The organism is Vibrio sp. 03-59-1 (assembly GCF_013114135.1).
Lineage (GTDB): Bacteria > Pseudomonadota > Gammaproteobacteria > Enterobacterales > Vibrionaceae > Vibrio > Vibrio cortegadensis.
In genome coordinates this window covers 210,028-234,991 of sequence record NZ_VTYA01000004.1, presented here as the reverse complement: position 1 = coordinate 234,991, position 24,964 = coordinate 210,028, and the positions used below count along the sequence as shown (strand labels likewise).

Below are 24,964 nucleotides of genomic sequence, written 5' to 3'. Positions count from 1 at the left end.
CCATGGCAATGTTATTTCTATTTTTGATGGTAATTGCGTTCATGCTAGTCGGTGTGCCAATTGCTATATCGCTAGGTCTATCGAGCATGATCTTCCTATTGATGCACTCAGATGCCTCTTTAGCGTCGGTCGCTCAAACCCTATTTAATGCATTTGCTGGCCACTACACACTATTAGCGATTCCATTCTTTATTCTGGCCTCTAGTTTTATGTCTACTGGTGGGGTAGCAAAGCGTATTATTCGTTTTGCTATTGCAATGGTCGGTTGGTTCCGCGGTGGTCTTGCAATGGCTTCTGTTGTCGCATGTATGATGTTTGCAGCCTTATCAGGGTCATCACCAGCGACGGTTGTCGCAATCGGTAGTATCGTGATTGCCGGAATGGTGAAGAACGGTTATTCAAAAGAGTTCGCGGCAGGGGTTATCTGTAATGCGGGTACATTAGGGATCTTGATTCCACCTTCTATCGTGATGGTTGTTTATGCAGCTGCGACGGATGTGTCGGTTGGTCGTATGTTCCTTGGTGGCGTGATCCCAGGGTTGCTCGCGGGTGTCATGTTGATGATCGCCATTTACATTGCCGCACGAATTAAGAACATTCCGGCTCAACCCTTCGTCGGGTGGGGAGAAACCTTCGCTGCGGCTAAAGATGCGAGTTGGGGACTGCTGTTAATTGTTATTATTCTTGGTGGTATCTACGGAGGTATTTTCACGCCAACAGAAGCGGCGGCAGTTGCGGCGGTGTATGCGTTCTTTATCGCAAACTTCATCTATAAAGACATGGGACCGTTTGCTGATAAGAAAAACACCAAGCCAGCCTTAGTGAAAATTGTCCAAACCTTTGTCCATAAAGACACCAAAGATACGCTTTATGAAGCGGGTAAATTGACGATAATGCTGCTGTTTATTATCGCTAATGCACTGATTTTAAAACATGTACTGACGGAAGAACGAATTCCTCAGATGATCACGGAATCAATGCTCTCTGCGGGTCTAGGTCCAATTGCATTCTTGATTGTGGTGAACGTGTTATTGCTGATTGGTGGTCAATTCATGGAGCCATCGGGTCTGTTGATCATTGTCGCGCCGTTAGTCTTCCCAATTGCGATTGAACTGGGTATCGACCCGATTCATCTTGGTATTATGATGGTGGTTAATATGGAAATTGGGATGATAACCCCACCTGTTGGACTCAACCTCTTTGTGACTGCCGGGGTGGCGAAGATGTCGATGATGAATGTAGTGAAAGCGGCACTTCCGTGGGTTGGTGTTATGTTCCTATTCCTCATGATCGTGACTTACGTTCCTTGGGTTTCAACATGGCTACCAACAACATTAATGGGGCCTGAAATCATCACGAAGTAGCTAAGTAGCTAAGTAGCTAAGTAAATAAGTAACTAAGTGGCTAAGCAGTTAGGTAACTAATCACTGAGTAGGACAAAAGTTACGAGTAAATAAGTCCACTTAAATTTGATAGCTTGGATAGCAAATAAAAAAATGCCCCGCCAAATTGGTGGGGCTAAGAGTATCTAGGACAGTAAGAATAAAGCACTAATAAGGACAATATTCATGGGGTGTCTTCGCGGGGTTATTGTAGTCAAAATACTATTTAAGGCAGTGGATAAATAACGTGTAAGACTCAAAAGTAATAACCGATTTCGCTTTGATGAGTTAATACTAGCGGGAGAAAGATGAATATAATGTGAAAATAATATTCATCTTTATGTTTATAGAAAATTAGTCATTCTTATAGCGATCTTTATCCAAATTGTAGCGCTGCATTTTGTCATATAAGGTTTTTCGAGCAAGATTAAGCCGTGACATCGTATCTTTAATACTGCCTCCACACTCAATCAGAGCTTGTTCTATGGCTGATTTTTCAAACTCTGATACTTGGTCAATCAGACTTTGTTGCGCGAGTGAGGAGCAGGATTGTTCTCCAAGTTGAGCGAGTTTTCCAAGCAGTACGAAACGCTCGGCGGCATTACGTAATTCTCTCACATTCCCCGGCCAGTCATGGCTAAGCAGTGCTTGGAGATCGGATTGAGGTAGTGCGGTCGCCGTCTTTCCATATCGGGAAGCAGCGACCAACAAAAAGTGGTGAAAAAGTGCCGGGATATCCTCTTTTCTCTGTCTTAAAGGGGGCAAGTCTAGGGTGACGACATTGAGTCGATAATAGAGATCTTGCCGAAATGAACCTTCAGCCGATGCTTGTTTTAAATCGACTTTAGTCGCGGCAACCACTCTGATATCTAAAGGGACAAGATTGTTTGAGCCCACACGCTCAATGACCCTCTCTTGCAGTACTCGAAGTAGTTTAATTTGAGCTTGCATTGGCATGGATTCAATTTCATCAAGGAAGAGTGTTCCACCTTGTGCGTATTCAAATTTTCCTATTCGCTTACTATCGGCGCCTGTAAAAGCGCCTTTTTCATGACCATAAAGTTCGCTCTCTATCAGGTTTTCAGGTACAGCCCCGCAGTTAACCGCCACGAAATTTTGCTCCCTTCGGCTGCTCTGTTCATGCAGCGAACGCGCGATTAGTTCTTTACCCGTTCCTGTTTCACCGAATAACAGAATATCGGCACTGGTATCAGCAATGTGGGTAATGGTATCGCGCAAAACTTGAATGCTTTCAGTGTTGCCGATGATACGTGGGCCTAGCGCCTGACTGGCTTTCAAGGTTCGTTTGAGCTGTTGGTTTTCTATGGTGAGTTGACGTTTTTCAATCGCACGTTTTACCGTATCAATTAAATGTTCAGGTGCGAATGGTTTTTCAATGAAGTCGTAAGCGCCATCATGCATCGCTTGAACAGCCATTGAAATGTCACCATGGCCTGTGATCAAAATAACGGGTAGCTCTGGATCTTTGTATTTGATCGAGTTGAGCAAGTCTTGCCCTGAAATCCCAGGAAGACAAATATCCGTTACAACCACATGAGGGAGGCCATCTTTATCAGCTGCAAGCAGTGCCTCTTCCGCATCAGGGAAAAATCGCGCTTCGATATCTGCAAGTTCAAAACTTTGCTCAATGGCGTGTCTTAAATCGGGTTCATCATCTATAAAAAATACGTGACACATATTTCTTCCTTTAATTATTATTTTTGAGTTGGGAAGGGGAGGTGTTCAGTAATTGAACTGTAAATCGGGCACCACCCAGCGGTGATCGACTGACAAATAAATTACCATTCATACTTTGCATAATCTGTTGGGAGATAGACAAACCTAGACCTAAACCATTTTTCTTCGTGGTGTAGAAAGGTTCAAATAAGTTGTTCATTTTATCGCTATCAATGCCGGAACCATTATCCTCGATGTGAATATTGATATGCTCATCAGAGGGTTCAATCGAGAGTGATAGCTGTTTGGGTTCAATGTTGTCTAAAGCTTGAATACCATTCGTCAGCAGATTAATGAGCACCTGTTCTAACTGGATTGGATTGATGACGACAGATTCATCTCGTTCTAATAGCTGGCAATCAAAATTGACTCGGCTTGATTTCAGTTGTGGTTTGAGCAGCTCTTTGGCGGAGAGTATTACCGGGTTAAGTTGAACATCGATCAATTCGTTGGCTGAACTTCGTCTCGCAAATGACTTGAGCTGCTGGCTTATTTTCGCCATTCGCTCTGTTAGTGACGAAATACGAGTAAGGTTTTCAATGGTTTTATCTGGTTTATCTTTCATTAAAAACAGTTTGCCGTTTTCTGCGTAGCTACGAATGGCCGCAAGGGGGTTGTTCAGTTCATGGCTGATACTTGCAGACATTTGTCCCAGAACCGCGAGTTTCGCGGCTTGAACCAGTTCGTCTTGAGTCTGTATTAAGGCTTCTTCCGTTTTCGCTCGTCGGTGAATTTCAGCATGCAGTTCAGCGGTTCTCTCCATGACTTGAAACTCGAGCTTTTGGTTCGCCTCAATATGCACTTGATCAATTTGACGCTGCCTCTGTTGACGGTGGGCGATCAATTGATAAATCAGAAAAAATACGGCGAAGATCAAAGTCAATATAGAGACAAAACCCAAGGTATCCCAAAGCACTAAAACTTTTGGAGACATGACGCGAATCGTAAGGTGCTCACCGGGCAGTGAACGAGATGAAGTAATAAAGTCTCCCTGAAATCCAACTTGATGGGGTTGGGTTAGCTCGGTAGAAGTAAGATAAAGATCGCCAGAAAAATTCAAACTGGAGATATTGGTATCCAAATATTGTCGGGACGCTAGAATCTCGTTCTTTTTGGTGTCAGCCAGAGGCGATAAGCTGTGAAATAGCCAATCTGGATTACTCGACATAAAGATCACGTGATTTTTATCACTGGCGACAAAATAGTTTTGTTTACTTTTCCAGTTATCTTCAATGGCGGACAGATCCATTTTTACCACCACAACCCCTATAATTTCGGCCGCATAAGTAACTGGGTAAGAGTAATAGTAACCACGTAAACCAGATGTTGAACCGAGTGCGAAATATTGACTTTCTGAGCCGACAATTGCTTGCTTGAAATAAGGGCGAAAAGCGAAATTTCGTCCGACAAATGAGCGCTCTTTATCCCAATTACTGGCAGAAATCGTGGTGCCATATTGATCAATGAGGTAAGTATCAGATGCTAGAACGACATCATTCACATGTTCTAAATATCGGTTGGTTAACTCAATTTGAGCGCTGTTTTGGGGCTGAATAAGCGCATCAACGAGCTCCTGATCCTGAGAGAGTAATTCAGGAATATGGGCGTATTTATCCAGTTTACTGGTGATATGACTGGCAAAGCGATCGAGCTGCGCTTGGTGTTCTAATACCAACAGATTGTAGCTGTGTTTCCATACCCATTGGCCGCCTAATAGAGCACAAAATAGATAAAGTAAGACAAAAATCAGCGAGATACGTTTGAGTTTGGACATCCTTTTCTCCATGTACAGCTCCTATAAATAGGGTACGGCTTTGAATGTCTCGGTGGCGAAAAAATTATCAACTATGTGCTGCAAAACAAGAGCAAGATCTCTTTTTGAGCTTTTTAATAAAAAAAGCCCTTCATTCCCTTGAAAAAGTCGCTATTGTCCCCATTTCTGATGTGTCTAATGATAAGTTGATGCTTTTTTTATCACTTAGCACGAGAATTTAGGACATTAAGCACCATGCATAGGTGAACGACTCGACAGGTCTGATTCAGATCGCTAGAATGTCGCGTCTAAATTTCTGTCCTGAGGCTAATAGGAGATACCTTTTATCACTCATTTTTGAGTTGAATAAAGATATCGCTGATTAGTCCGATATTTAACCTTGGTTTCACCCGTTAGGTATCGATGCTCAATTTTAAATTAGGTGTTCGGATAGAGCACTACACAAACATGATGCTAACAACGAAAGGCAACTGCCTCAGTTACGGCTCATACGCTCAGATTACTGAGCCAGTTTTGAGGTTTATATAATGCAAGTTACTGTTGAAAAACTAGAAGGCCTAGAGCGCCGTCTTAACATTACTGTTCCAGCTGCTAACATCGAAGATGCAGTAACAGCTGAACTACGCAACATCGCGAAAAACCGTCGTTTCGATGGTTTCCGTAAAGGCAAAGTGCCAATGAAGATGGTTGCTAAGATGTACGGCAAAGCTGTTCGTCAAGACAAAATGGGCGAAGTAATGCAACGTCACTTCATCGAAGCGATCGTTAAAGAGAAAATCAATCCAGCTGGCGCACCAACATTCGCACCAGTAGAGACTGAAGAAGGCAAAGACATCGTTTTCAACGCAACTTTCGAAGTTTACCCAGAAATCGAACTTGCTGGTCTTGCTAACATCACTGTTGAAAAACCAGCAGTAGAAGTTAAAGAAGAAGACGTTGCTGAGATGATCGAAACTCTACGTAAGCAACAAGCAACTTGGGCTGAAGTAGAAGAAGCTGCAACAGAGAACTCTCGCGCAACTATCGATTTCGTTGGTTCTATCGACGGTGAAGAGTTTGAAGGCGGCAAAGCTGAAAACTTCCCTCTAGAGATGGGTGCTGGCCGAATGATTCCTGGTTTTGAAGATGGCATCGCTGGTAAGAAAGCAGGTGACGAATTCGAAATCGAAGTAAACTTCCCAGAAGATTACCATGCTGAGAACCTAAAAGGTAAAGCAGCTAAGTTCGCTATCAAACTAAACAAAGTTGAAGCGCGTGAACTTCCAGAGCTAAACGATGAATTCGTTTCTAAGTTTGGCGCAGCTGAAGGCATCGACGGTCTTAAAGCTGAAGTTCGTAAGAACATGGAACGTGAGCTTAAGCAAGCTGTTAAAAACCGCATCAAAGAGCAAGCGCTTGACGGTCTAGTTAAAGAGAACGACATTGACGTTCCTTCTGCTCTAATCGATCAAGAAATCGGTACTCTACGTGAGCAAGCTGCACAACGTTTCGGTGGTAACCCTGAAGCTGCTGCACAACTTCCACGTGAGCTATTCGAAGAGCAAGCTAAACGTCGCGTAGTTGTTGGTCTTCTTCTTGGTGAAGTAATCAAGTCTGAAGAGCTAAAAGCTGACGACGAGAAAGTGAAAGCACTTATCGAAGAGATGGCGACAGCATACGAAGATCCAACAGAAGTTATCGCTTACTACGAGCAAAACGAGCAAATGATGCAAAACATGCGCAACGTAGCTCTAGAAGAGCAAGCAATTGATGCGATCATTGCTAAAGCTCAAGTTTCTGATAAAGAAGTTAGCTTCAACGAGCTAATGAATCAGCAACCAGCTTAATAAGCAATATATTTCGTAGATGGTTGACTTAACGTAAACTATTCTGCTAACAATGGTCCGTGTGATTATATCATCCGGGCCATTTATTTTAGGGACATAAGAATATGAGCTACCAAGAAAACAATGCAATGTCGCCGATCATGAACGCACTCGTACCTATGGTGGTTGAACAGACTTCCCGTGGTGAGCGTTCTTACGATATTTATTCTCGTCTATTAAAAGAACGAGTTATTTTCTTAACAGGTCAAGTGGAAGACCACATGGCAAACCTTGTCGTGGCTCAACTGCTTTTCTTAGAATCTGAAAATCCAGATAAAGATATTTTCCTATACATCAACTCTCCAGGTGGCAGCGTTACTGCGGGTATGTCTATTTACGACACTATGCAGTTTATTAAGCCAAATGTGAGCACAGTATGTATGGGCCAAGCTTGTTCAATGGGTGCTTTCCTGTTGGCTGGTGGTGCGCCGGGTAAACGTTATGTATTACCTAACTCTCGCGTAATGATTCACCAACCACTAGGCGGCTTCCAAGGCCAAGCTTCAGATATCCAAATTCATGCTCAAGAGATCCTTACTATTAAGCAAAGGCTAAATAATTTATTAGCTGAGCATACGGGGCAACCATTAGAAGTGGTAGAGCGTGATACCGATCGTGACAATTTCATGGCTGCAGATCAGGCAGTAGAATACGGTTTGGTGGATGCAGTTCTTAATCATCGTGGTGAATAGTTACCAAGGGTAATTGTTTAACGCAAATTGATTAAAATTGATATACACTCAAAGCATAAGAGTAAAGGCTAAGAGGTTAGCGAATGACAGACAAAAGCAAAGAGAGTGGAAGCGGTAAATTGCTTTACTGCTCTTTCTGTGGCAAAAGCCAGCACGAAGTTCGCAAGCTAATCGCCGGTCCTTCAGTTTACATTTGTGACGAATGTGTCGATCTATGTAACGACATTATTCGTGAAGAAATCAAGGATGTTTTGCCTAAGAAAGAATCTGAGGCACTTCCTACGCCACGTGATATTCGTGAGCACCTTGATGACTATGTAATTGGCCAAGATTACGCGAAAAAAGTGCTAGCTGTTGCGGTATATAACCACTACAAGCGTTTACGTAATGGTGATACAACGAGTGAAGGTGTTGAGCTAGGTAAGAGTAACATCTTGCTTATCGGTCCTACTGGTAGTGGTAAAACATTACTAGCAGAAACACTGGCTCGTTTTTTAGACGTACCATTTACAATGGCAGATGCAACTACATTAACCGAAGCTGGTTATGTAGGTGAAGATGTAGAAAACATCATTCAAAAACTGCTACAAAAATGTGACTACGACGTGGCAAAAGCTGAGCGTGGTATCGTCTACATCGATGAAATCGACAAGATTTCACGTAAAGCTGAAAACCCATCAATTACACGTGATGTATCTGGTGAAGGTGTACAGCAAGCGCTATTGAAACTGGTTGAAGGTACAATTGCTTCTGTTCCGCCACAAGGTGGTCGTAAGCACCCGCAACAAGAGTTTCTACAAGTAGATACATCTAAGATCTTATTTATCTGTGGCGGTGCATTCTCCGGCTTAGATAAAGTGATTGAGCAACGTGTAGAAAAAGGTTCAAGTATTGGTTTCGGAGCAGAAGTTCGCTCTAAAGACGAAACGAAGACGGTTGGCGAGCTATTTAGCCAAGTTGAACCTGAAGACCTAGTGAAATATGGATTGATTCCAGAGTTCATTGGTCGTCTTCCTGTTACCACAACGCTAACTGAGTTGGATGAAGAAGCACTGATTCAAATTCTTTGTGAACCAAAAAATGCGCTAACTAAGCAGTATGCTGCATTATTTGAAATCGAAGAGACCGAATTAGAGTTCCGTGAAGATGCCCTACGTGCTATTGCTAAGAAAGCGATGGAGCGTAAAACAGGTGCTCGTGGACTTCGTTCTATTCTAGAAGGTGTATTGCTAGATACTATGTACGAGCTTCCGTCTTCAACAGATGTAAGCAAAGTAGTGATTGATGAATCTGTAATTAAAGGTGAATCTGATCCTTTATTAATTTATAGCAATTCAGACAATCAAGCCGCTGGCGCAGAGTAAGCGATAAGCAAATATACGAAGGAGGTAAGCAATTACCTCCTTTTTTTTATTCTTTCATTGAATCCAACCAATTAGCCCCCATATACTGCTCATAAGACTAAGCGGAAGAGAGAAAAATATGAACTTGGAACGTTCCGAGCGTATCGAGATCCCCGTACTACCTCTACGTGATGTAGTGGTTTACCCTCATATGGTTATTCCATTGTTTGTTGGCCGTCAAAAATCAATTAGCTGTCTTGAATCAGCAATGGACGCAAACAAGCAAGTATTACTTGTCGCTCAAAAAGAAGCCGACACCGATGAACCTGCCATTGATGATCTATTCACTGTTGGTACGGTCGCGACCATTCTACAGCTCTTAAAATTACCAGACGGTACCGTTAAAGTACTTGTCGAAGGGCAACAGCGCGCGAAAATTCATCAGTTTAAAGAAAATGAATTTTTCTTAGCGGATGCTGAGTATCTAACGACGACTGAACTTGATGATAAAGAGCAAGAAGTGATTGTTCGCAGTGCGATTAATCAGTTCGAAGGCTTTATTAAGCTGAATAAGAAAATACCACCAGAAGTACTGACTTCCCTTAACGGTATTGATGAAGCAGCGCGTTTGGCTGACACCATTGCTGCACATATGCCTCTTAAGTTAGTGGATAAGCAGCATGTATTAGAGATTCAAGATGTGACAGAGCGTCTTGAATTCTTAATGGGACAAATGGAATCGGAAATTGACCTGCTACAGGTTGAGAAGCGTATTCGAGGTCGTGTTAAGAAGCAGATGGAAAAATCACAGCGCGAGTACTATCTGAATGAGCAAATGAAAGCGATTCAGAAAGAGCTTGGCGAAACGGAAGATGGCGTTGATGAATTCGAAGTTTTAAAACAGAAAATCGAAGAGTCTAAAATGCCACAAGAAGCGCGTGATAAGACCGAACAAGAGCTTCAAAAACTGAAAATGATGTCGCCAATGTCTGCTGAAGCCACCGTTGTGCGTAGCTACATTGATTGGATGATTGGTGTTCCTTGGACGAAGCGTTCAAAAGTTAAGAAGAATCTTGCGAAAGCCGAAGAAATTCTTAATGAAGACCATTTCGGTTTAGATCGAGTGAAAGAAAGAATCCTTGAGTATTTGGCGGTTCAAAACCGAATCAACAAGCTTAAAGGCCCAATTCTGTGCTTGGTTGGTCCTCCTGGTGTAGGTAAAACGTCATTAGGTCGCTCAATTGCTTCTGCAACAGGACGTAAGTACACACGTATGGCACTGGGTGGTGTTCGTGACGAAGCTGAAATCCGTGGCCACCGCCGTACTTACATTGGCTCAATGCCGGGTAAGTTAATCCAGAAAATGTCGAAAGTTGGCGTGAAAAACCCACTATTCCTTCTGGATGAGATCGATAAGATGTCTTCTGATATGCGTGGAGACCCGTCATCTGCACTTTTAGAGGTGTTAGATCCTGAGCAAAACAATGCTTTCAACGATCATTACCTAGAAGTCGATTACGATCTGTCTGATGTCATGTTTGTTGCAACATCGAACTCAATGAATATTCCAGGCCCTCTTCTGGACCGTATGGAAGTGATTCGTCTTTCGGGCTATACCGAAGATGAGAAACTAAACATTGCGAAGCGACATCTTGTTGAGAAGCAAGTTGAACGTAATGGTTTGAAACCTAAAGAGATCACGATCGAAGACTCTGCCATTATCGGCATAATCCGTTACTACACACGTGAAGCCGGTGTACGTAGCCTTGAGCGTGAAATTTCCAAGATTTGCCGTAAAGCAGTGAAGAACATTCTTCTAGATAAAGACCTGAAGAGTGTGACTGTCTCTATGGATAACTTGAAAGAGTATCTTGGTGTACAACGTTGTGATTTCGGTAAAGCTGATGACAGTAACCGTGTCGGCCAAGTCACGGGTCTTGCGTGGACGGAAGTTGGCGGTGATCTATTAACTATTGAAACAGAATCAATGGTTGGTAAGGGCAAACTGACTCAAACGGGTTCTCTTGGCGATGTGATGCAAGAGTCAATTCAAGCGGCAATGACAGTGGTACGCGCACGTGCAGAGAAGCTTGGGATCAATACCGACTTCTACGAGAAGCGTGACATCCACGTTCATGTTCCTGAAGGTGCAACACCTAAAGATGGCCCAAGTGCTGGTACCGCGATGTGTACAGCGCTTGTGTCTAGCTTAACGGGCAACCCCGTGAAAGCAGAAGTCGCAATGACCGGTGAAATTACGCTTCGTGGTGAGGTGCTTCCTATCGGTGGACTGAAAGAGAAGTTACTTGCTGCGCACCGTGGTGGTATTAAAACGGTCCTTATCCCGAAAGATAATGAGCGTGATTTGGAAGAGATTCCAGACAATGTTATTGCTGATTTAAAAGTCATTCCAGTGCAATGGATTGATGAAGTGCTTAAAGTGGCATTAGAGCGAGACCCTACTGGTGTTGAGTTTGCTGCTGAAAAATAGTGATGTACAGCATAAATAAGTAAAAGATTACGCTGATAAGTTCAAAAAAACTTGTCAGCGTTTTTTTTGGACGCTAAGTTAATCCACTAAAGCGTGCAGCCCAGTTACAGTAAGGCTTTAGGCTAAATTTAAATCTAAAACGGAACGAAGCCACCTTAAAAAAATAATCATAGGTGACACAAAGGGGAATCACAGTGAATAAAGCACAATTAGTAGAATCAATTGCAGAAAACGCAGATATTTCAAAAGCATCAGCTGGTCGCGCATTAGACGCATTTATCAGCGCTGTTGGCGATACACTTCAATCCGGTGACCAAGTGGCACTTGTTGGTTTTGGTACTTTTAGCGTACGTACTCGTGCAGCTCGTACTGGCCGTAACCCAAAAACTGGCGAAGAGATTCAAATTGCTGAAGCAAAAGTTCCAGCATTTAAAGCAGGTAAAGCACTAAAAGACGCTTGTAACTAGATTCGATTATTCGAGCAGACAAGCACTTGATACTGAGATAGGCACAAATTCTCAAATATTAAGTCGAACTTTTTTAATTTATGCGCATCCTACTGATGCGCATTTCTTTTTCTGATATTATCGCGCAATACATAATATTGATTTTGAAGTCCTTACTTCATTTCCGGAGAGCAGTTAAATTATGATGGATCGATTACGCGAAGGCGTGAATAGCATCGCGATAAAAATTATCCTTGGATTAATCATCCTTTCATTTGTTTTTGCTGGTGTAGGTAGCTACATCACTGGTGGTGGTAATAACGCAGCAGCGAAAGTTGGCAATACAGAGATTGGTCGTGGTGAGTTTGAACAAGCATACCAAAATGAACGCAACCGCATGCAATCTCAAATGGGTGATTACTTTGCACAGCTTTTAGGTGATCCTGCTTATGTCGAATCATTCCGTAGGTCTGTATTAGATCGTATGGTGAATGAATTGCTTTTAGAGCAACATGCAGACGCATTAGGCTTGCGAGTAAGCGATGCTCAAATTCGTACTATGATTTTAGAAATGCCTCAATTCCAAAATGATGGCAAATTCGACCAAGATATTTACCAGTCCGCACTTCGTCGTGCTGGTTTTAGCGCTGAAAGCTTTGCGGAGTACATGCGTCGTGACGTAATGCGTACTCAGCTTCTTACGGCACTAGAAAGTAGTGAGTTTACGCTGCCAAGTGAGATTGATGCTCAGAGCAAGCTAATTACTCAAACTCGTGATATTCGCACGGTAACTTTGTCACTCAATGAATTTGCGAAAAACGCAGAATTGACGGACGAAGAGATTCAACAGTTTTACCAAGATAATGCCGCACGCTTTACTCGCCCAGAGCAGGTAAAAGTCGCTTATGTTGAGCTATCTGCTGAGCAACTAAAATCGCAAGTAACCGTTTCTGATGCGGATGCACAACAGTACTACCAAGATCATATGGATAAGTACTCAACAGCAGAACAGCGTAAAGTGAGCCACATTCTGACTCAAAGCGAAGACGCTGCAGACGCTATTTTAGCTGAACTTAACAATGGTGCTGATTTTGCGACACTCGCTGAAGAAAAATCAGAAGATTTCGGCAGTGCAGAAGCGGGTGGTGATCTTGGTTGGGTTGAACGTGACGTAATGGACCCTGCATTTGAAGCTGCAGCATTTGGTTTGCAAAAAGCGGGTGACATTAGCGCCGTGGTGAAATCTGATTTCGGTTTCCACATCATCAAATTAGATGAAGTGAAAGCGTCTGAAGCTCAACCGTTTACTGATGTTGTTGGTGAAATCAAGACTGAACTGGTTGATCAGAAAGCCGTTGATCAGTTCTACGAGCTGCAATCTGAATTAGAGAGAGTGGCGTTTGAATACCCTGACTCATTAGATGATGCTGCTCAAGCTATCAGCCAAGAGATCAAAACCACTGACTTCATCTCTCAAGTTGATGCGCCAGAACTACTGAAAGCACCTGCGGTTATTGACGCGATTCTTAGCCCTGAAGTGAAAGAAGATGGTTTGAATTCAGAAGCGATTGAAGTTGCTCCTGAGCATATTATCGTTGTTCGTGTAGAAGATACTCGCGATGAGAAAGTGCTGCCTTTAGAAGACGTGAAAGCACAAGTGGTTACTCAGCTTTCAAAAAATAAAGGTGAACAGCAAGCTATCGAACTTGGTTCGACGTTGGTGTCAGAACTAGAAGCGGGCAATACTGCGATTTTAGCTGACAATGGCCTAGAGTTTGGTGATGTTGAGACTATCGACCGTAGCTCTCCATTGGCAACGTCAGTATTTACTTTCGCTAAGCCAGAAGCTGATAAAGTGACATTTGGTCAATCTAAAGATGCTGAAGGCAATATCATTGTTGTTGAACTGTCTAACGTTGCAGCAAATATTAACCCTGCATACAGCGAACAGATTGGTGCTCAACTTGAGCGTAGCAACACTCAGCAAGATCTGAATGCCGTGCTAAGTGTATTACGTAAAAATACCAGCATTGAGTATTATGTTGTGAGCCAGTAGGCAATTAACATGTAATAGATATGAATATGAAAACGGGTCACATTTGCGGCCCGTTTTATTTTTCTGGCTTCCCCAACCTTCATTTCTGCATCATCGCTATTATTTCATTCCAATCTATTTAAAAGGAATTGAATATGCTTTTACGTAAATACCTATTGACTCTGATTCTGGCGATATCATTACCCATTTCTGCTTTTGCGGCTGAAGAGAGTACGCTCACTAAGCATGATGGCATTGAAATTACGGTGAATATTAATACCGCTTCTGCAGAGGAGCTTGCCACCTTACTAAAAGGTGTTGGTAAGAAGAGAGCACAAGATATTGTGGACTATAGAAAAGCCAATGGTGAGTTTCAATCGGCTGAAGAGTTGACGAATGTGAAAGGTATTGGAAGGTCAACATTAGAAAAAAACAGTGAAAGAATACAGTTATAAAGCTACGTAAATAGAGCTACATAAATAGAGCGCAAGGTACTGTTACTTTGGCTATGTCTCTAACCGCTTAAAGGGTCTCATGAAATATCATGAAAAGATTTACTCATGAGACTCGTTATCTGATGCGGTGATTTTTTGGACTGATAGGGTGAGCAAAGCTAACAAAGTTCCTCCGAGAGCCCCTACTAGGTGTGCCTCAATGGCCACTCGGGCGTTGATCATTGCACTCGTGCTTATTGACGCTCCGTATGATTGCTCCCAAGCGACTTTAGCTACTAATCCACCCACGAGTAGCCAGCTGCTTTTCCTTCCCTCTAAAGCTTCTCTGAGTGCGAAATATCCAAATAGTCCATGCAGGACACCTGACAACCCAACATAGCGTTGCATCTCTGTTGCCAATAAAGCGATACCAACCACTGCACTGCAACAAAACAGCACAAAAGCAACATGCTTAGCCGTCGGTTTAAATAAGTGAGTAATAACCCATAGCCCTGCAATGTTCATGATAAGGTGCATGGCATTGGTATGAGTGAGGTTTCCTGTTAGGATCCGCCACCACTGGCCAGAAACAATGGCGGATGCATCCCATGTTGCCCACGATTGTAATTCTGGTATCTGAAAAGCAAGGCAAACGCCGCTCATTATTACTAAAAATAGGTACACTGTTACTCCATGTATAGATATTGCAGTAAATGTCGAAAATCACTCAAAGCATGCATATGTGACTGGATTAAAACCCTTTCGACTTCGGTTGAGCTTATCATTCTTCAGCATTCGACAGAAGAAAATAGACCGATGGGAACGGCGAGAATTCTATCTCTTTCATTGCCGAACAGTCGACTAATCGTAGGTGAAGACTTTTCTGATAATGTAGAACTCAATGGTTTGCTCAGTGAAAGTGAGGTCGAGCATGTCATTCTTTACCCAAGCGAAAAATCGACAGATATTCAGGCGTTCAAGCAGGTACAAGATCCTGACAGAAGGTTTGGAGATGAAAAGAGACTACGTGTGATTCTGTTGGATGGAACATGGAAGAAAGCATTTAAAATGTGGCAAGTATCGAACAATTTGCGCGACTTAACTTGCATCCACCTGCCAACGGATCTGCAGGGGAATTATCGAATTCGGAAAGCCCCTTCAAGTAATAGTCTTTCAACGGTAGAGGCGGGCTATCATATTTTGTCTTTGCTAGAGCCTGAAAATGATTTTTCACCGTTGCTTGAAGCATTTGATAACATGATTGAGTTTCAAATTAAGCAAATGCCCCCTGGAGTGTTTGAAAAAAACTATCTATCAAAACTCAGTGATTAGAGGGCAATGATTGGGTTTTGAGCCCACTTTTAATGGGATGAGAACAATTGTTGGTGTAACTGCTGGGCAAAACCATCGGTCATCGCAGAAATATAGTCAGCGATAACTCTCATTCCATCGCCATGCTTCTGGCTGGCATCTCGCCACAATTGTTGTGTTGATTCGGGTAGTAATCTTTCTGGATCGGCGCTAAAAGCTTCAAACATATCCATTATGATCTGTTGACCTTTGTACTCAACAATTTGGACTTGAGGTATTTGGATAACAAACTGGCTAACAAAGCCTTTTAAGACTTCTAGGGCGTCGGCCATCGGTTTCTCTAAGTATGCATTGTACGCAAGTAGTTCTGATTCGAAGGGTGCAGGAACCTTTTGAATGCTAATACTGGTCAGCAGGGCGTTGACCATTCCGCCTATGGCATCTTTTCTTAAATGATGTTTTCCAGAAAAAAGCATCTCATTGATCGACTCTAGGTTGGATTCAAACCACTTATCACCACATTCTGCTAATTGACTTGCTGCAGACTCTTGCCATTGTTGGCGAGTCACTAAACCTAGCACGATGGCATCTTCAAGATCGTGGATCCCATAAGCGATGTCATCGGCAAGCTCCATAATCGAACAATCAATGGATTTATACTGGGTTTTCTGGTGCTCAAACTCTGAAACATCACTTTCACGCATTGTGGAGAATAGCGCTTTATCTTGGGTGCTAAGAGGAGAGAATACCCAATCAAGAATCGGTTTATCTTGGTCGTAAATACCTTTTGCCGGAGACCAATCTTTCGCTTTTAGTCGACGTTGATGCTCAACAGGTTTGGGCTGAACTTGCGAACGAGTTTGGCTCAATAATGCTGGGTACTTAATTAAACCCAATAGAGTACGTCGAGATAGGTTCATACCGTGATGCTCTGTGTATGGTTCTAAACGGCTTACTATTCGAAAAGTTTGGGCATTGCCTTCAAAGCCGCCATGATCACGCATCATATAGTTGAGCGCGACTTCTCCTCCATGTCCATACGGTGGGTGACCAATGTCATGGGCAAGGCAAATGGACTCAATTAAGCTATCAGAAGGTAACAGGCAGCGATACTCAGGCTGTTTCTTTTTGATCTGAGCCACAATGCCAGATCCTAGCTGTGCAGCTTCTAAGGAGTGAGTGAGCCGCGTTCGGTGGAAATCATTAACCGACGTACCATGAACCTGGGTTTTAGCTTGTAGGCGTCTAAAAGCCGCAGAGTGTAAGATCCTAGCGCGATCTCGTTGAAATGGGCTTCGATGATCATCACGTCTAATTTTATGTTCGTCATTATCTCTTTCTAACCACTGAGGGTTTAAGTCAATATCCATGCTGTGACTCCTCTGTTATCCCCTTACGTTACAGTGTGTTAGTTGATTTCGTCTAGTGTTAATTCAAAGCTTGGTGCGAAGGTTTGCAGAAAGTACTCCATTTCAGGCGTATGTCGCTGTTGCAAAGTCTCTTCTAAGCGGCGTTTGGCGAGTGCATATTCATGGTTTCCGGCGCTGAGTTCTTCCAAGCATTTTAAGTAAGCACAGATAGAGTCCGCTTGCTTCACAATGGCAGCGTCTTCAGAATGAGCTGAATGTGAGACAAGAAACGGTGCAAAGTCCTCTTTAAATTCGTCAGGTAGCATAGAAAGAAGTTTATGCTCTGCCGCTGCTTCGATTTTTTTATACTCTTTGGCAATTTCGGGGTTGTAGTATTTGACTGGAGTCGGAAGATCGCCAGTAAGGACCTCGCTGGTATCGTGGTACATGCCTAAAATGGCTATTCTTTCTGGGTTTAATGTGCCGTCAAATTTCTTATTTTTTATTACTGCAAGAGCATGAGCAACGAAAGCGACTTGTAAGCTATGCTCAGATATATTTTCTTTGGATATTGATCGCATCAGTGGCCAACGCTGAATCAGCTTCATGCGGGCTAAATGAGCAAAGAAATGGCTCTTTTGAGGCGTTTTTCCTTCTATAACGGTCTCTTCCATAACTATCTAATCCTTTATTGTTTATCTCTTAGTGCTTATTGGTTTCATAATGCTTATTGGTTTAATAGTGGCTTGTTGATTTTACATCATAAAAAAATAGGCGCTGTAATGTACAGCACCTATTAAGAGTAGAGATAAAGGTTTACGAAAGAAAGGTTTACTGGCTATAACCCGATAAGAAACGCTCAAATCGACCAATGGCGAGTTCTAAGTCTTCCACTCGTGGTAGTGTCACAATGCGGAAATGGTCCGGTTTTGGCCAGTTAAACCCAGTGCCTTGTACGAGTAACACTTTTTCCTGTTTAAGAAAGTCGAGAACCATTTTTTGATCGTCCTTGATGTTGTACATCTTGGTGTCGATCTTAGGGAATAAGTACATCGCACCTTTCGGTTTGACACAGGACACCCCTGGGACTTGGTTGATCAGTTCCCAAGCACGATCTCGCTGTTCGAGTAATCGCCCTCCAGGAAGAATTAATTCGTTGATACTTTGATAACCCCCCAACGCTGTCTGAATAGCATGTTGCATAGGCACATTGGCACACAGACGCATGGAGGCAAGCATCTCTAGGCCATCAATGTAGCCTTTAGCAAATTGCTTAGGTCCTGTGATAAACATCCACCCACCACGGAAGCCACATACACGATAAGCTTTAGATAGCCCGTTAAAGGTCACCATTAATACGTCATCGGCTAGTGTTGAGATAGAGGTGTGGGTTGCACCGTCATAAAGTACTTTGTCGTAAATTTCATCAGCAAAAATAATGAGCTTATGCTTACGAGCAATTTCTACGATCTCTAATAGGAAATCGCGGCTGTAAACCGCACCTGTCGGATTGTTTGGGTTAATAAGAACAATACCGCGAGTTTTTGGCGTTATTTTTCTCTTAATATCATCCAGATCAGGGTACCAATCTGACTCTTCATCACACAGGTAATGAACCGCGGAGCCCCCAGACAAAGCAACTGATGCCGTCCATAGTGGGTAATCCGGTGCTGGAACCAGCATTTCATCGCCATTATTCAGTAAGGCTTGCATTGCCATCACAATCAGTTCAGATGCACCGTTTCCGATATAAACATCTTCAACATCAAGATTGAGTAGTCCGCGACGCTGGTAGTGCTGAACCACCGCTTTTCTCGCGGAATAAATGCCTTTGGAATCACAATAGCCTTGAGACGTGGGTAAGTTACGGATCACATCCACAAGAATCTCATCTGGGGCGTCAAAACCGAATGGGGCTGGATTACCAATATTGAGCTTCAGTATTTTATGCCCCTCTTCCTCCATGCGCTTAGCATGTTTGAGCACAGGTCCTCTAATATCGTAGCAGACACTGTTGAGTTTTGACGACATCCCGATATTTTGCATTGCCAAATTCCTAAAAAATAATTAATTACTTTATTAAAGTACATCAAATCACTGTTTGATAGAATAAAAATCTGTAAATAAGCGCATTAACGGGTGAGCTTTGTACATTTTGTTATGTGTGTTTATTGTTAATAAACACAAAACCTCAATCGCATCCTTGATTTGATAGTGGTCTATAAATAGAGTATCCCCCAATATACGAATTTTTGATGTGTACGAGGTTGATTTGTCCCATTTTTATCAAGCCATACAAACGTTAGTTGAGCGAGTGAAGAGCTCGACTCCCAAAGAGGTTCGCCTTGTTGAAAGGTTGGATGAAAAGCCTCCGTTTGTATTTATTGACTGGCTTGAAGCTCAACCTATATTTCCTAAGTTTTACTGGCAATCTCGTGATACTCGTGAAGAAGTGGTTGCTTTAGGTAAGGTACATACGTTTTCAGATCCCGCTCCCGCTTATACGATTCTCGGTGAAGGCCAACGGATCTGGGGAGGGCGCTCGTTTGACGGCCATACAGAAAAGAATCGTCGTTGTATGGAGTCATTTTTCTTTTTACCGCAAATAGAATTGATTCGATATGATGATCAATGGTCGATAGCGGTGAATTTACCGTCTGAAAAGCAAACTTTGATCAACGCTCTCAATAAAATAGTTTGTGACGTGCAGAGTCTGCTTCCGTTGAGTGCTCAGATAGAGCATACCGAGCATACGCCATCAAAAGCGATTTGGGCTGATTTAGTGGAACGAGTGCTTTCTGGCATTGAAGCGGACGATTTCAAAAAGGTGGTTCTGGCAAGAAAGACTGTCTTAAAACTCGATGCTCCAATTTGTTCGGCACAATTACTTAAAGCAAGCTATGAACAGAATCACCATAGTTTTCATTTCATGGTGTCGTTAGATTCGAAGCATAGCTTTATGGGATCAACACCTGAAAGGCTTTATAGTCGCTTTGGACAAGAGCTACATACCGAAGCGCTGGCAGGCACGATTGGCCGTGGTAAGAATGCGACGCAAGATATGGAATTGGCGAATTGGTTATCTCAAGATGCAAAAAATCTTAATGAAAATCAGTACGTTGTTGATGACATTGTTGAAAGGTTAACCCAGCACTCAGAAACCGTGAATGTTCAGCAAGAGGCAAGATTAGTTCGACTAAGAAAAGTGCAGCATTTAAAGCGAAGCATTCACGCACAACTCAAGCCGAACACCAATGGTGTGCAACTGCTTGGTGCTCTTCAGCCAACCGCTGCTGTAGCGGGTTTACCTCGAGCAGAAGCGATGCAATTTATTCAAGAGAATGAACCTTTTGCTCGCGGTTGGTATGCTGGATCTGTCGGTTATATTAGTCACCAGAAAGCGGAATTTTGTGTCGCGATCCGCAGTGCATTGATTGTTGATAATCAAGTTCAATTATTTGCTGGCGCAGGGATTGTACCGGGTTCTAATGCCGAACATGAATGGCAAGAGTTAAATAAGAAGATGGCAACGTTACTTAGTTTAATATCAGACAATCCACCGTTAGGTGTTGCATCATGAGTACTGACCAAGCGGTTCTTAATCGTATTTGGTCTGAGACCTTATTGGAAGAGTTGGTAAGACTAGGTGTTGAAGAGGTTTGTGTTGCTCCGGGGTCACGTTCGACACCGTTAACACTGGAAGCCGATGCAAACATGCACTTGAATCTGCATACACACTTCGACGAAAGAGGCTTAGGCTTTTTAGCATTGGGATTGGCGAAAGCGAGCAATAAACCTGTGGCGATTATTGTCACATCGGGTACTGCTGTCGCTAACTTGTTGCCAGCCATTGCAGAATCAAAATTGACAGGGGAGAAGTTGGTGGTGTTAACCGCAGATCGCCCTGTCGAATTAGTCAATTGCGGTGCGAATCAAGCCATCGATCAAGTCGGTATTTTCTCTTCTCATGTGGTGGCAGTTCAAAATTTACCTAGCCCATCAACGTCCGTCCCTCTAGTTTGGCTATTGACGACAACGGATAAGTTACTGCACCAGCAACGTTTAGCGGGTGGCAGTGTACACATCAACTGTCCATTTCCAGAGCCTTTGTACTCTTCAGGCTCAAAAGAGGCTTTTTCTGACTACTTAGCGCCATTATCTCGCTGGAAAAGCAGTAGTGAGCCTTACACTCATACTTTTCAAACTTATTCAGCAGCGGTAAGCGATGTTCAACCTGCAGATTGGATTGATAAAAAAGGCGTGATTATCGTGGGAAGCTTGCCGCTGCAAGAGTCTCAGAAAGTGGCAGATTTTGCCCAGTCTATTGGCTGGCCGTTACTGTGTGATCCTCAATCGGGGATAAGTAGTGCATGGCGTCATTATGATTTGTGGATGCAGAAAGCCGAAACAAAAGAGACGCTGGCTCAGTGCGATGTGATCATTCAGTTTGGTGAGCGAATTGTCTCCAAACGCTTAAATCACTGGATTGAGCAGACTGTGCCTAAAATGTGTGGCCAGTATTTAGTGGTTTCACCTGATGCACATCGTATTAACCAAAGTCACCTTCCGCAACGGCATGTTGTGAGTTCGGCGAGCCAATTTATTGAGTCTTGTTCTCTACCATTGATAGGGATGACAAACTCGGGCTGGGCAGACGGCCTTATCTGCTCATCGGAAAAAATTACTCATCTCGCTCAAGCTCAGGCATCTAGTGGCGAGGACTTAACCGAGTTGGTGGTTGCTGTTGATGTCGCGACTCAAGCTGAGCAACATGATGTTTTTCTAGGTAATAGTTTGATTGTTCGCTTAGTGGACATGCTAGGGGATTTATCCAATAACGAAGTGTTCACTAACCGAGGTGCTTCGGGAATTGATGGGTTAGTGGCTACGGCTTCTGGTGTCCAGCGAGCTCGTCAACGTTCGATGCTGATGCTTATTGGAGATACTGCGCTGCTCTATGACTTGAATTCATTAGCGTTGTTAAACCATTGCCCCCAAGCGATGGTGATTGTGGTGACAAACAACGATGGTGGGGCAATTTTCGATCTACTTCCTGTGCCAAAACAGAAGAAACAGTCGTTATATCAAATGCCTCACGGGTATCAATTTGAGCATGCCGCGAAGCAATTTAATTTAGCTTATTGCCAGCCGCAAACGCTTTCTGCATACCGTCAGGCAATTGCTGAGCATTTTGAATCGGGAACGGGTGTTTTACTTGTTGAAGTGATTACCCAAGCAGAGCAAGCGTCAACTCAATTGAATCAACTTATGCAGCAGATCAATGCTTCATAGTCAGCTGATGTTACCGAGCGGTTCGGACGAGAAACCACTACTGTTGTTTCTGCATGGCCTGCTTGGAACGGGCAAAGATTGGCAAGCGTGTTTGAATGAGCTGCACGATTACCCACAGCTTATCGTTGATCTTCCCGGTCATGGGCAGAGTCAGCATTTGAGTTGCGATGGGTTTGAGCATTGCTGTCAGCTCATCAAACAAACCATACTTTCTGCGTTAGATCGTTCCTTGATGTCTCCCCAATATCCTATAATTCTCGTGGGCTATTCTCTTGGTGGGCGGATTGCGATGTACGCAGCTGCAAAAGAGTTACTGTCTTGTTTTAATATTCAGTTGATGATTATTGAAGCCGGAAATTTCGGCTTATCAGATGAAGAGGCTCGAACTGCACGCTGGGATAGTGACCAATATTGGGCTGAACGATTCACTACCCAACCGATCGAACAGGTTTTATCCGATTGGTATCAACAAGGTGTCTTTTCTTCACTAAACCATGAGCAAAGACAAACCTTGATCGCTAAGCGCAGTGATAATCTTGGTGACTCGGTCGCAAAAATGCTGTTATCAACCTCTTTGGCGAAACAGCCTTATTTATTAAGTGATTTGCAGCAATCGTTGCTACCTATTCATTACCTCTGTGGAGAGAAAGACGCCAAATTTTGTCAGCTTGCAAAAGAAAGTCAGCTCTCTTTTTCGCAAATAGACAACGCAGGGCATAATGTTCATCAGGAGCAACCAAAGCAAGTCGCAACCGTTATTCGCTTATTAAGTGAATCAATTAAATCGATTAATGACGTTAAACATTAATCATGAAATAGAACAATGGGAACAACCATGGCAAAAACAGTAGGCATTTCAGAAGAAGAACTATACGCACCGGTAAACTGGAAAGATTGCGGGACTGAATACGAAGACATTCATTACCAAAAATCGAGAGATGGCATCGCAAAGATCACTATTGCGCGTCCTCAAGTTCATAATGCATTCCGCCCACAGACTGTGAAAGAGATGATTAATGCGTTGGCTGATGCGCGTTATGACGAAAAAGTAGGTGTGATTATCCTGACGGGTTTAGGTGAAGATGCATTCTGTTCTGGTGGTGACCAAAAAATCCGTGGCGATTACGGCGGCTACCAAGATGACAGCGGAACTCATCACTTAAACGTGTTGGATTTCCAGCGTCAAATTCGTACTTGTCCAAAACCTGTTATTGCAGCCGTTTCTGGCTGGGCTGTTGGTGGCGGTCACGTATTACACATGATGTGTGATTTAACCATTGCGGCTGAAAATGCTCAGTTTGGTCAGACAGGGCCTAAAGTAGGCTCTTTTGATGGTGGCTGGGGCGCATCTTATATGGCTCGTATTGTAGGACAGAAGAAAGCGCGTGAGATTTGGTTCTTATGTCGTTTCTATAATGCTCAAGAAGCAGAAGCGATGGGTCTGGTTAATACTGTTGTACCTGTTGCGGATCTTGAAAAAGAGACGGTACGTTGGTGTCGTGAAGTTCTACAACATAGCCCAATGGCGTTACGTTGCCTGAAAGCGGCGCTTAATGCGGACTGTGATGGTCAAGCGGGCCTTCAAGAGTTGGCTGGTAATGCGACGATGATGTTCTACATGACTGAAGAAGGCCAAGAAGGACGTAACGCATTTAATGAAAAGCGTCGTCCTGATTTCGATAAATTCCCGCGTAACCCATAATTCATTTGGTGATTTTAAGTTTAGGTGATGAATTTCACCTAAGCTTATGACTCTTCTATTCTCAGTGACTTACTTATCACCGTTACCAACTTATCACCGTTACCAACTTAGGACTCAAATTATATGCGCACTGCCAAGCTCTATCGCTACGCTCTCCCTATGGACAGTGGGGTGATACTTCGCGAAAACAAACTGACAGAACGTCAAGGCTGGATTGTTGAAATTGAACAGGACGGAAAGCAAGGGCGTGGAGAGATAGCGCCATTACCCGGTTTTAGTCTTGAATCGATGGAAGAGGCGGGCCAGCAAGCTCAAGCGCAACTGGAAACATGGGTAAATGGTGGTGAATTCTCGTTTGAGGCGTTAGTACCTTCAGTTGCATTCGGCCTATCAATGGCAAAGATGGAATTGAACAGTGAGTTACCCATAGAGGGGAATTATCAAGCGGCTCCTTTGTGTAGCGGAGACCCTGATGAGTTAATTCCTGTCTTGAATCAGATGGATGGAAAGAAAGTTGCCAAAATTAAAGTCGGACTGTACGAAGCCATTCGCGATGGAATGATTGTTGATCTGTTTTTAGAGTCAATTCCAGATTTATCACTTCGTTTAGATGCGAATCAAGCATGGAAGTTAGCCAAAGCTCAGCAGTTTGCCAAGTATGTTACGCCTTCTGTTCGTCAACGGATTGCGTTTATTGAAGAGCCTTGTCAGTCGCCTGCCGATAGCCTTGCCTTCGCCATTGATACCGGAATTGCGATCGCTTGGGATGAGACATTGCAAAAAGCAGTTCGAGAGCCAAACTTTTCGTTAGGTGAACTAACGGGGGTGAAAGCGATCGTGATTAAGCCAAGTTTGATCGGTTCTGCCTATTTTTGTATTGAATTGATTGGAAGAGCTCAAGAGCTTGGTATTCAGGTCGTGATCAGCTCTAGTATTGAGTCGAGCTTAGGTTTAACTCAGTTGGCTCGTTTTTCAAAATGGCAATTGCCGGATGAAGTCCCAGGGTTGGATACGATAGGCTTGTTTAAGTCGCAATTGGAAATCTCTTGGCCTGATTGCGATATTCCGGTAACACCACTCGCAGAGCAAGAATTGGTGTGGCAGGGGTAAT

At 43.3% G+C, this 24,964-nt stretch carries 20 protein-coding genes; 14 read left to right on the top strand and 6 right to left on the bottom strand.

Annotated features, from left to right (window positions below; all coding sequences use genetic code 11):
* The first annotated feature begins 2 nt into the window (after positions 1–2).
* Positions 3–1,364, top strand: coding sequence for a TRAP transporter large permease (locus tag F0249_RS05845; RefSeq protein ID WP_113795882.1), 1,362 nt, complete (start codon positions 3–5; stop codon positions 1,362–1,364).
* Positions 1,365–1,736: 372 nt separating this feature from the next.
* Here F0249_RS05845 and F0249_RS05840 read toward each other — a convergent pair whose 3' ends face one another.
* Together F0249_RS05840 and F0249_RS05835 are read right to left on the bottom strand one after the other, a co-directional pair.
* Positions 1,737–3,080 carry a sigma-54 dependent transcriptional regulator gene (locus F0249_RS05840; protein ID WP_171756120.1) on the bottom strand — a complete coding sequence of 448 codons (1,344 nt, stop codon included), beginning with the start codon at positions 3,078–3,080 and terminating at the stop codon, positions 1,737–1,739.
* Between the two features lie 10 nt (positions 3,081–3,090).
* Entirely contained in the window at positions 3,091–4,893 is a 1,803-nt protein-coding gene (locus F0249_RS05835; RefSeq protein WP_171756119.1) for an ATP-binding protein, read from the bottom strand.
* 527 nt (positions 4,894–5,420) lie between these two features.
* Here F0249_RS05835 and tig point away from each other — a divergent pair.
* The 7 genes from tig to F0249_RS05800 all read left to right on the top strand — a co-directional run bounded on the left by tig (position 5,421) and on the right by F0249_RS05800 (position 14,220).
* Positions 5,421–6,719, top strand: a complete 1,299-nt coding sequence (tig, locus tag F0249_RS05830; RefSeq protein ID WP_017051270.1) for a trigger factor — start codon at positions 5,421–5,423, stop codon at positions 6,717–6,719.
* 104 nt (positions 6,720–6,823) lie between these two features.
* Positions 6,824–7,450 (top strand): ATP-dependent Clp endopeptidase proteolytic subunit ClpP, encoded by a 627-nt coding sequence (clpP, locus tag F0249_RS05825; RefSeq protein WP_171756118.1) that lies wholly within the window; start codon positions 6,824–6,826, stop codon positions 7,448–7,450.
* An 83-nt stretch (positions 7,451–7,533) separates the two neighbouring features.
* Positions 7,534–8,814, top strand: coding sequence for an ATP-dependent protease ATP-binding subunit ClpX (clpX, locus tag F0249_RS05820; RefSeq protein WP_113795885.1), 1,281 nt, complete (start codon positions 7,534–7,536; stop codon positions 8,812–8,814).
* Positions 8,815–8,932: 118 nt separating this feature from the next.
* Positions 8,933–11,284 carry an endopeptidase La gene (gene lon / locus F0249_RS05815; RefSeq protein ID WP_017051273.1) on the top strand — a complete coding sequence of 784 codons (2,352 nt, stop codon included), beginning with the start codon at positions 8,933–8,935 and terminating at the stop codon, positions 11,282–11,284.
* Positions 11,285–11,478: 194 nt separating this feature from the next.
* Positions 11,479–11,751, top strand: a complete 273-nt coding sequence (locus tag F0249_RS05810) for an HU family DNA-binding protein (protein ID WP_017051274.1) — start codon at positions 11,479–11,481, stop codon at positions 11,749–11,751.
* A gap of 181 nt (positions 11,752–11,932) precedes the next feature.
* The gene (gene ppiD, locus F0249_RS05805) at positions 11,933–13,786 is read left to right on the top strand and encodes a peptidylprolyl isomerase (protein WP_113795887.1); all 1,854 of its coding nucleotides are present in this window, start codon (positions 11,933–11,935) and stop codon (positions 13,784–13,786) included.
* Between the two features lie 134 nt (positions 13,787–13,920).
* Positions 13,921–14,220, top strand: coding sequence for a ComEA family DNA-binding protein (locus F0249_RS05800; protein WP_017051276.1), 300 nt, complete (start codon positions 13,921–13,923; stop codon positions 14,218–14,220).
* Between the two features lie 99 nt (positions 14,221–14,319).
* Here the strand turns inward: F0249_RS05800 and rrtA are convergent, their stop codons facing one another.
* Positions 14,320–14,883, bottom strand: a complete 564-nt coding sequence (gene rrtA, locus F0249_RS05795) for a rhombosortase (RefSeq protein WP_171756117.1) — start codon at positions 14,881–14,883, stop codon at positions 14,320–14,322.
* 9 nt (positions 14,884–14,892) lie between these two features.
* Between rrtA and F0249_RS05790 the strand changes: the two genes are divergently transcribed.
* Complete coding sequence (locus F0249_RS05790) at positions 14,893–15,531, top strand: tRNA-uridine aminocarboxypropyltransferase (protein WP_113795888.1); 639 nt, start codon at positions 14,893–14,895, stop codon at positions 15,529–15,531.
* Between the two features lie 29 nt (positions 15,532–15,560).
* Here the strand turns inward: F0249_RS05790 and F0249_RS05785 are convergent, their stop codons facing one another.
* From F0249_RS05785 to F0249_RS05775, 3 genes are all read right to left on the bottom strand, one after another.
* Positions 15,561–16,880: an anti-phage deoxyguanosine triphosphatase gene (locus tag F0249_RS05785; protein WP_171756116.1), complete on the bottom strand. Its 1,320-nt coding sequence runs from the start codon at positions 16,878–16,880 to the stop codon at positions 15,561–15,563.
* A 38-nt stretch (positions 16,881–16,918) separates the two neighbouring features.
* Positions 16,919–17,533: a 5'-deoxynucleotidase gene (gene yfbR / locus F0249_RS05780; protein ID WP_171756115.1), complete on the bottom strand. Its 615-nt coding sequence runs from the start codon at positions 17,531–17,533 to the stop codon at positions 16,919–16,921.
* Positions 17,534–17,690: 157 nt separating this feature from the next.
* The gene (locus F0249_RS05775; RefSeq protein ID WP_113795891.1) at positions 17,691–18,905 is read right to left on the bottom strand and encodes a pyridoxal phosphate-dependent aminotransferase; all 1,215 of its coding nucleotides are present in this window, start codon (positions 18,903–18,905) and stop codon (positions 17,691–17,693) included.
* A 226-nt stretch (positions 18,906–19,131) separates the two neighbouring features.
* Between F0249_RS05775 and F0249_RS05770 the strand changes: the two genes are divergently transcribed.
* The 5 genes from F0249_RS05770 to menC all read left to right on the top strand — a co-directional run bounded on the left by F0249_RS05770 (position 19,132) and on the right by menC (position 24,963).
* Positions 19,132–20,439: an isochorismate synthase MenF gene (locus F0249_RS05770; RefSeq protein WP_171756114.1), complete on the top strand. Its 1,308-nt coding sequence runs from the start codon at positions 19,132–19,134 to the stop codon at positions 20,437–20,439.
* Positions 20,436–22,151, top strand: coding sequence for a 2-succinyl-5-enolpyruvyl-6-hydroxy-3-cyclohexene-1-carboxylic-acid synthase (gene menD, locus F0249_RS05765; protein WP_171756113.1), 1,716 nt, complete (start codon positions 20,436–20,438; stop codon positions 22,149–22,151). Before F0249_RS05770 ends, menD begins: the two co-directional genes overlap by 4 nt.
* Entirely contained in the window at positions 22,141–22,959 is an 819-nt protein-coding gene (gene menH / locus F0249_RS05760) for a 2-succinyl-6-hydroxy-2,4-cyclohexadiene-1-carboxylate synthase (protein ID WP_171756112.1), read from the top strand. Before menD ends, menH begins: the two co-directional genes overlap by 11 nt.
* A 27-nt stretch (positions 22,960–22,986) precedes the next feature.
* Complete coding sequence (gene menB / locus F0249_RS05755; RefSeq protein ID WP_171756111.1) at positions 22,987–23,853, top strand: 1,4-dihydroxy-2-naphthoyl-CoA synthase; 867 nt, start codon at positions 22,987–22,989, stop codon at positions 23,851–23,853.
* A 123-nt stretch (positions 23,854–23,976) separates the two neighbouring features.
* Positions 23,977–24,963: an o-succinylbenzoate synthase gene (gene menC / locus F0249_RS05750; RefSeq protein ID WP_171756110.1), complete on the top strand. Its 987-nt coding sequence runs from the start codon at positions 23,977–23,979 to the stop codon at positions 24,961–24,963.
* Position 24,964 lies beyond the last annotated feature (1 nt).

Excerpts from the sequence above, each read along its gene's own strand:
- F0249_RS05775 (WP_113795891.1), bottom strand. The coding sequence starts at position 18,905 with ATGCAAAATATCGGGATGTCGTCAAAACTCAACAGTGTCTGCTACGAT.
- F0249_RS05835 (WP_171756119.1), bottom strand. The coding sequence starts at position 4,893 with ATGTCCAAACTCAAACGTATCTCGCTGATTTTTGTCTTACTTTATCTA.
- lon (WP_017051273.1), top strand. The coding sequence starts at position 8,933 with ATGAACTTGGAACGTTCCGAGCGTATCGAGATCCCCGTACTACCTCTA.
- clpP (WP_171756118.1), top strand. The coding sequence starts at position 6,824 with ATGAGCTACCAAGAAAACAATGCAATGTCGCCGATCATGAACGCACTC.
- F0249_RS05800 (WP_017051276.1), top strand. The coding sequence starts at position 13,921 with ATGCTTTTACGTAAATACCTATTGACTCTGATTCTGGCGATATCATTA.
- yfbR (WP_171756115.1), bottom strand. The coding sequence starts at position 17,533 with ATGGAAGAGACCGTTATAGAAGGAAAAACGCCTCAAAAGAGCCATTTC.
- clpX (WP_113795885.1), top strand. The coding sequence starts at position 7,534 with ATGACAGACAAAAGCAAAGAGAGTGGAAGCGGTAAATTGCTTTACTGC.
- menH (WP_171756112.1), top strand. The coding sequence starts at position 22,141 with ATGCTTCATAGTCAGCTGATGTTACCGAGCGGTTCGGACGAGAAACCA.
- ppiD (WP_113795887.1), top strand. The coding sequence starts at position 11,933 with ATGATGGATCGATTACGCGAAGGCGTGAATAGCATCGCGATAAAAATT.
- tig (WP_017051270.1), top strand. The coding sequence starts at position 5,421 with ATGCAAGTTACTGTTGAAAAACTAGAAGGCCTAGAGCGCCGTCTTAAC.
- F0249_RS05785 (WP_171756116.1), bottom strand. The coding sequence starts at position 16,880 with ATGGATATTGACTTAAACCCTCAGTGGTTAGAAAGAGATAATGACGAA.
- menD (WP_171756113.1), top strand. The coding sequence starts at position 20,436 with ATGAGTACTGACCAAGCGGTTCTTAATCGTATTTGGTCTGAGACCTTA.
- F0249_RS05790 (WP_113795888.1), top strand. The coding sequence starts at position 14,893 with ATGTATAGATATTGCAGTAAATGTCGAAAATCACTCAAAGCATGCATA.
- menC (WP_171756110.1), top strand. The coding sequence starts at position 23,977 with ATGCGCACTGCCAAGCTCTATCGCTACGCTCTCCCTATGGACAGTGGG.
- F0249_RS05840 (WP_171756120.1), bottom strand. The coding sequence starts at position 3,080 with ATGTGTCACGTATTTTTTATAGATGATGAACCCGATTTAAGACACGCC.
- F0249_RS05845 (WP_113795882.1), top strand. The coding sequence starts at position 3 with ATGGCAATGTTATTTCTATTTTTGATGGTAATTGCGTTCATGCTAGTC.
- menB (WP_171756111.1), top strand. The coding sequence starts at position 22,987 with ATGGCAAAAACAGTAGGCATTTCAGAAGAAGAACTATACGCACCGGTA.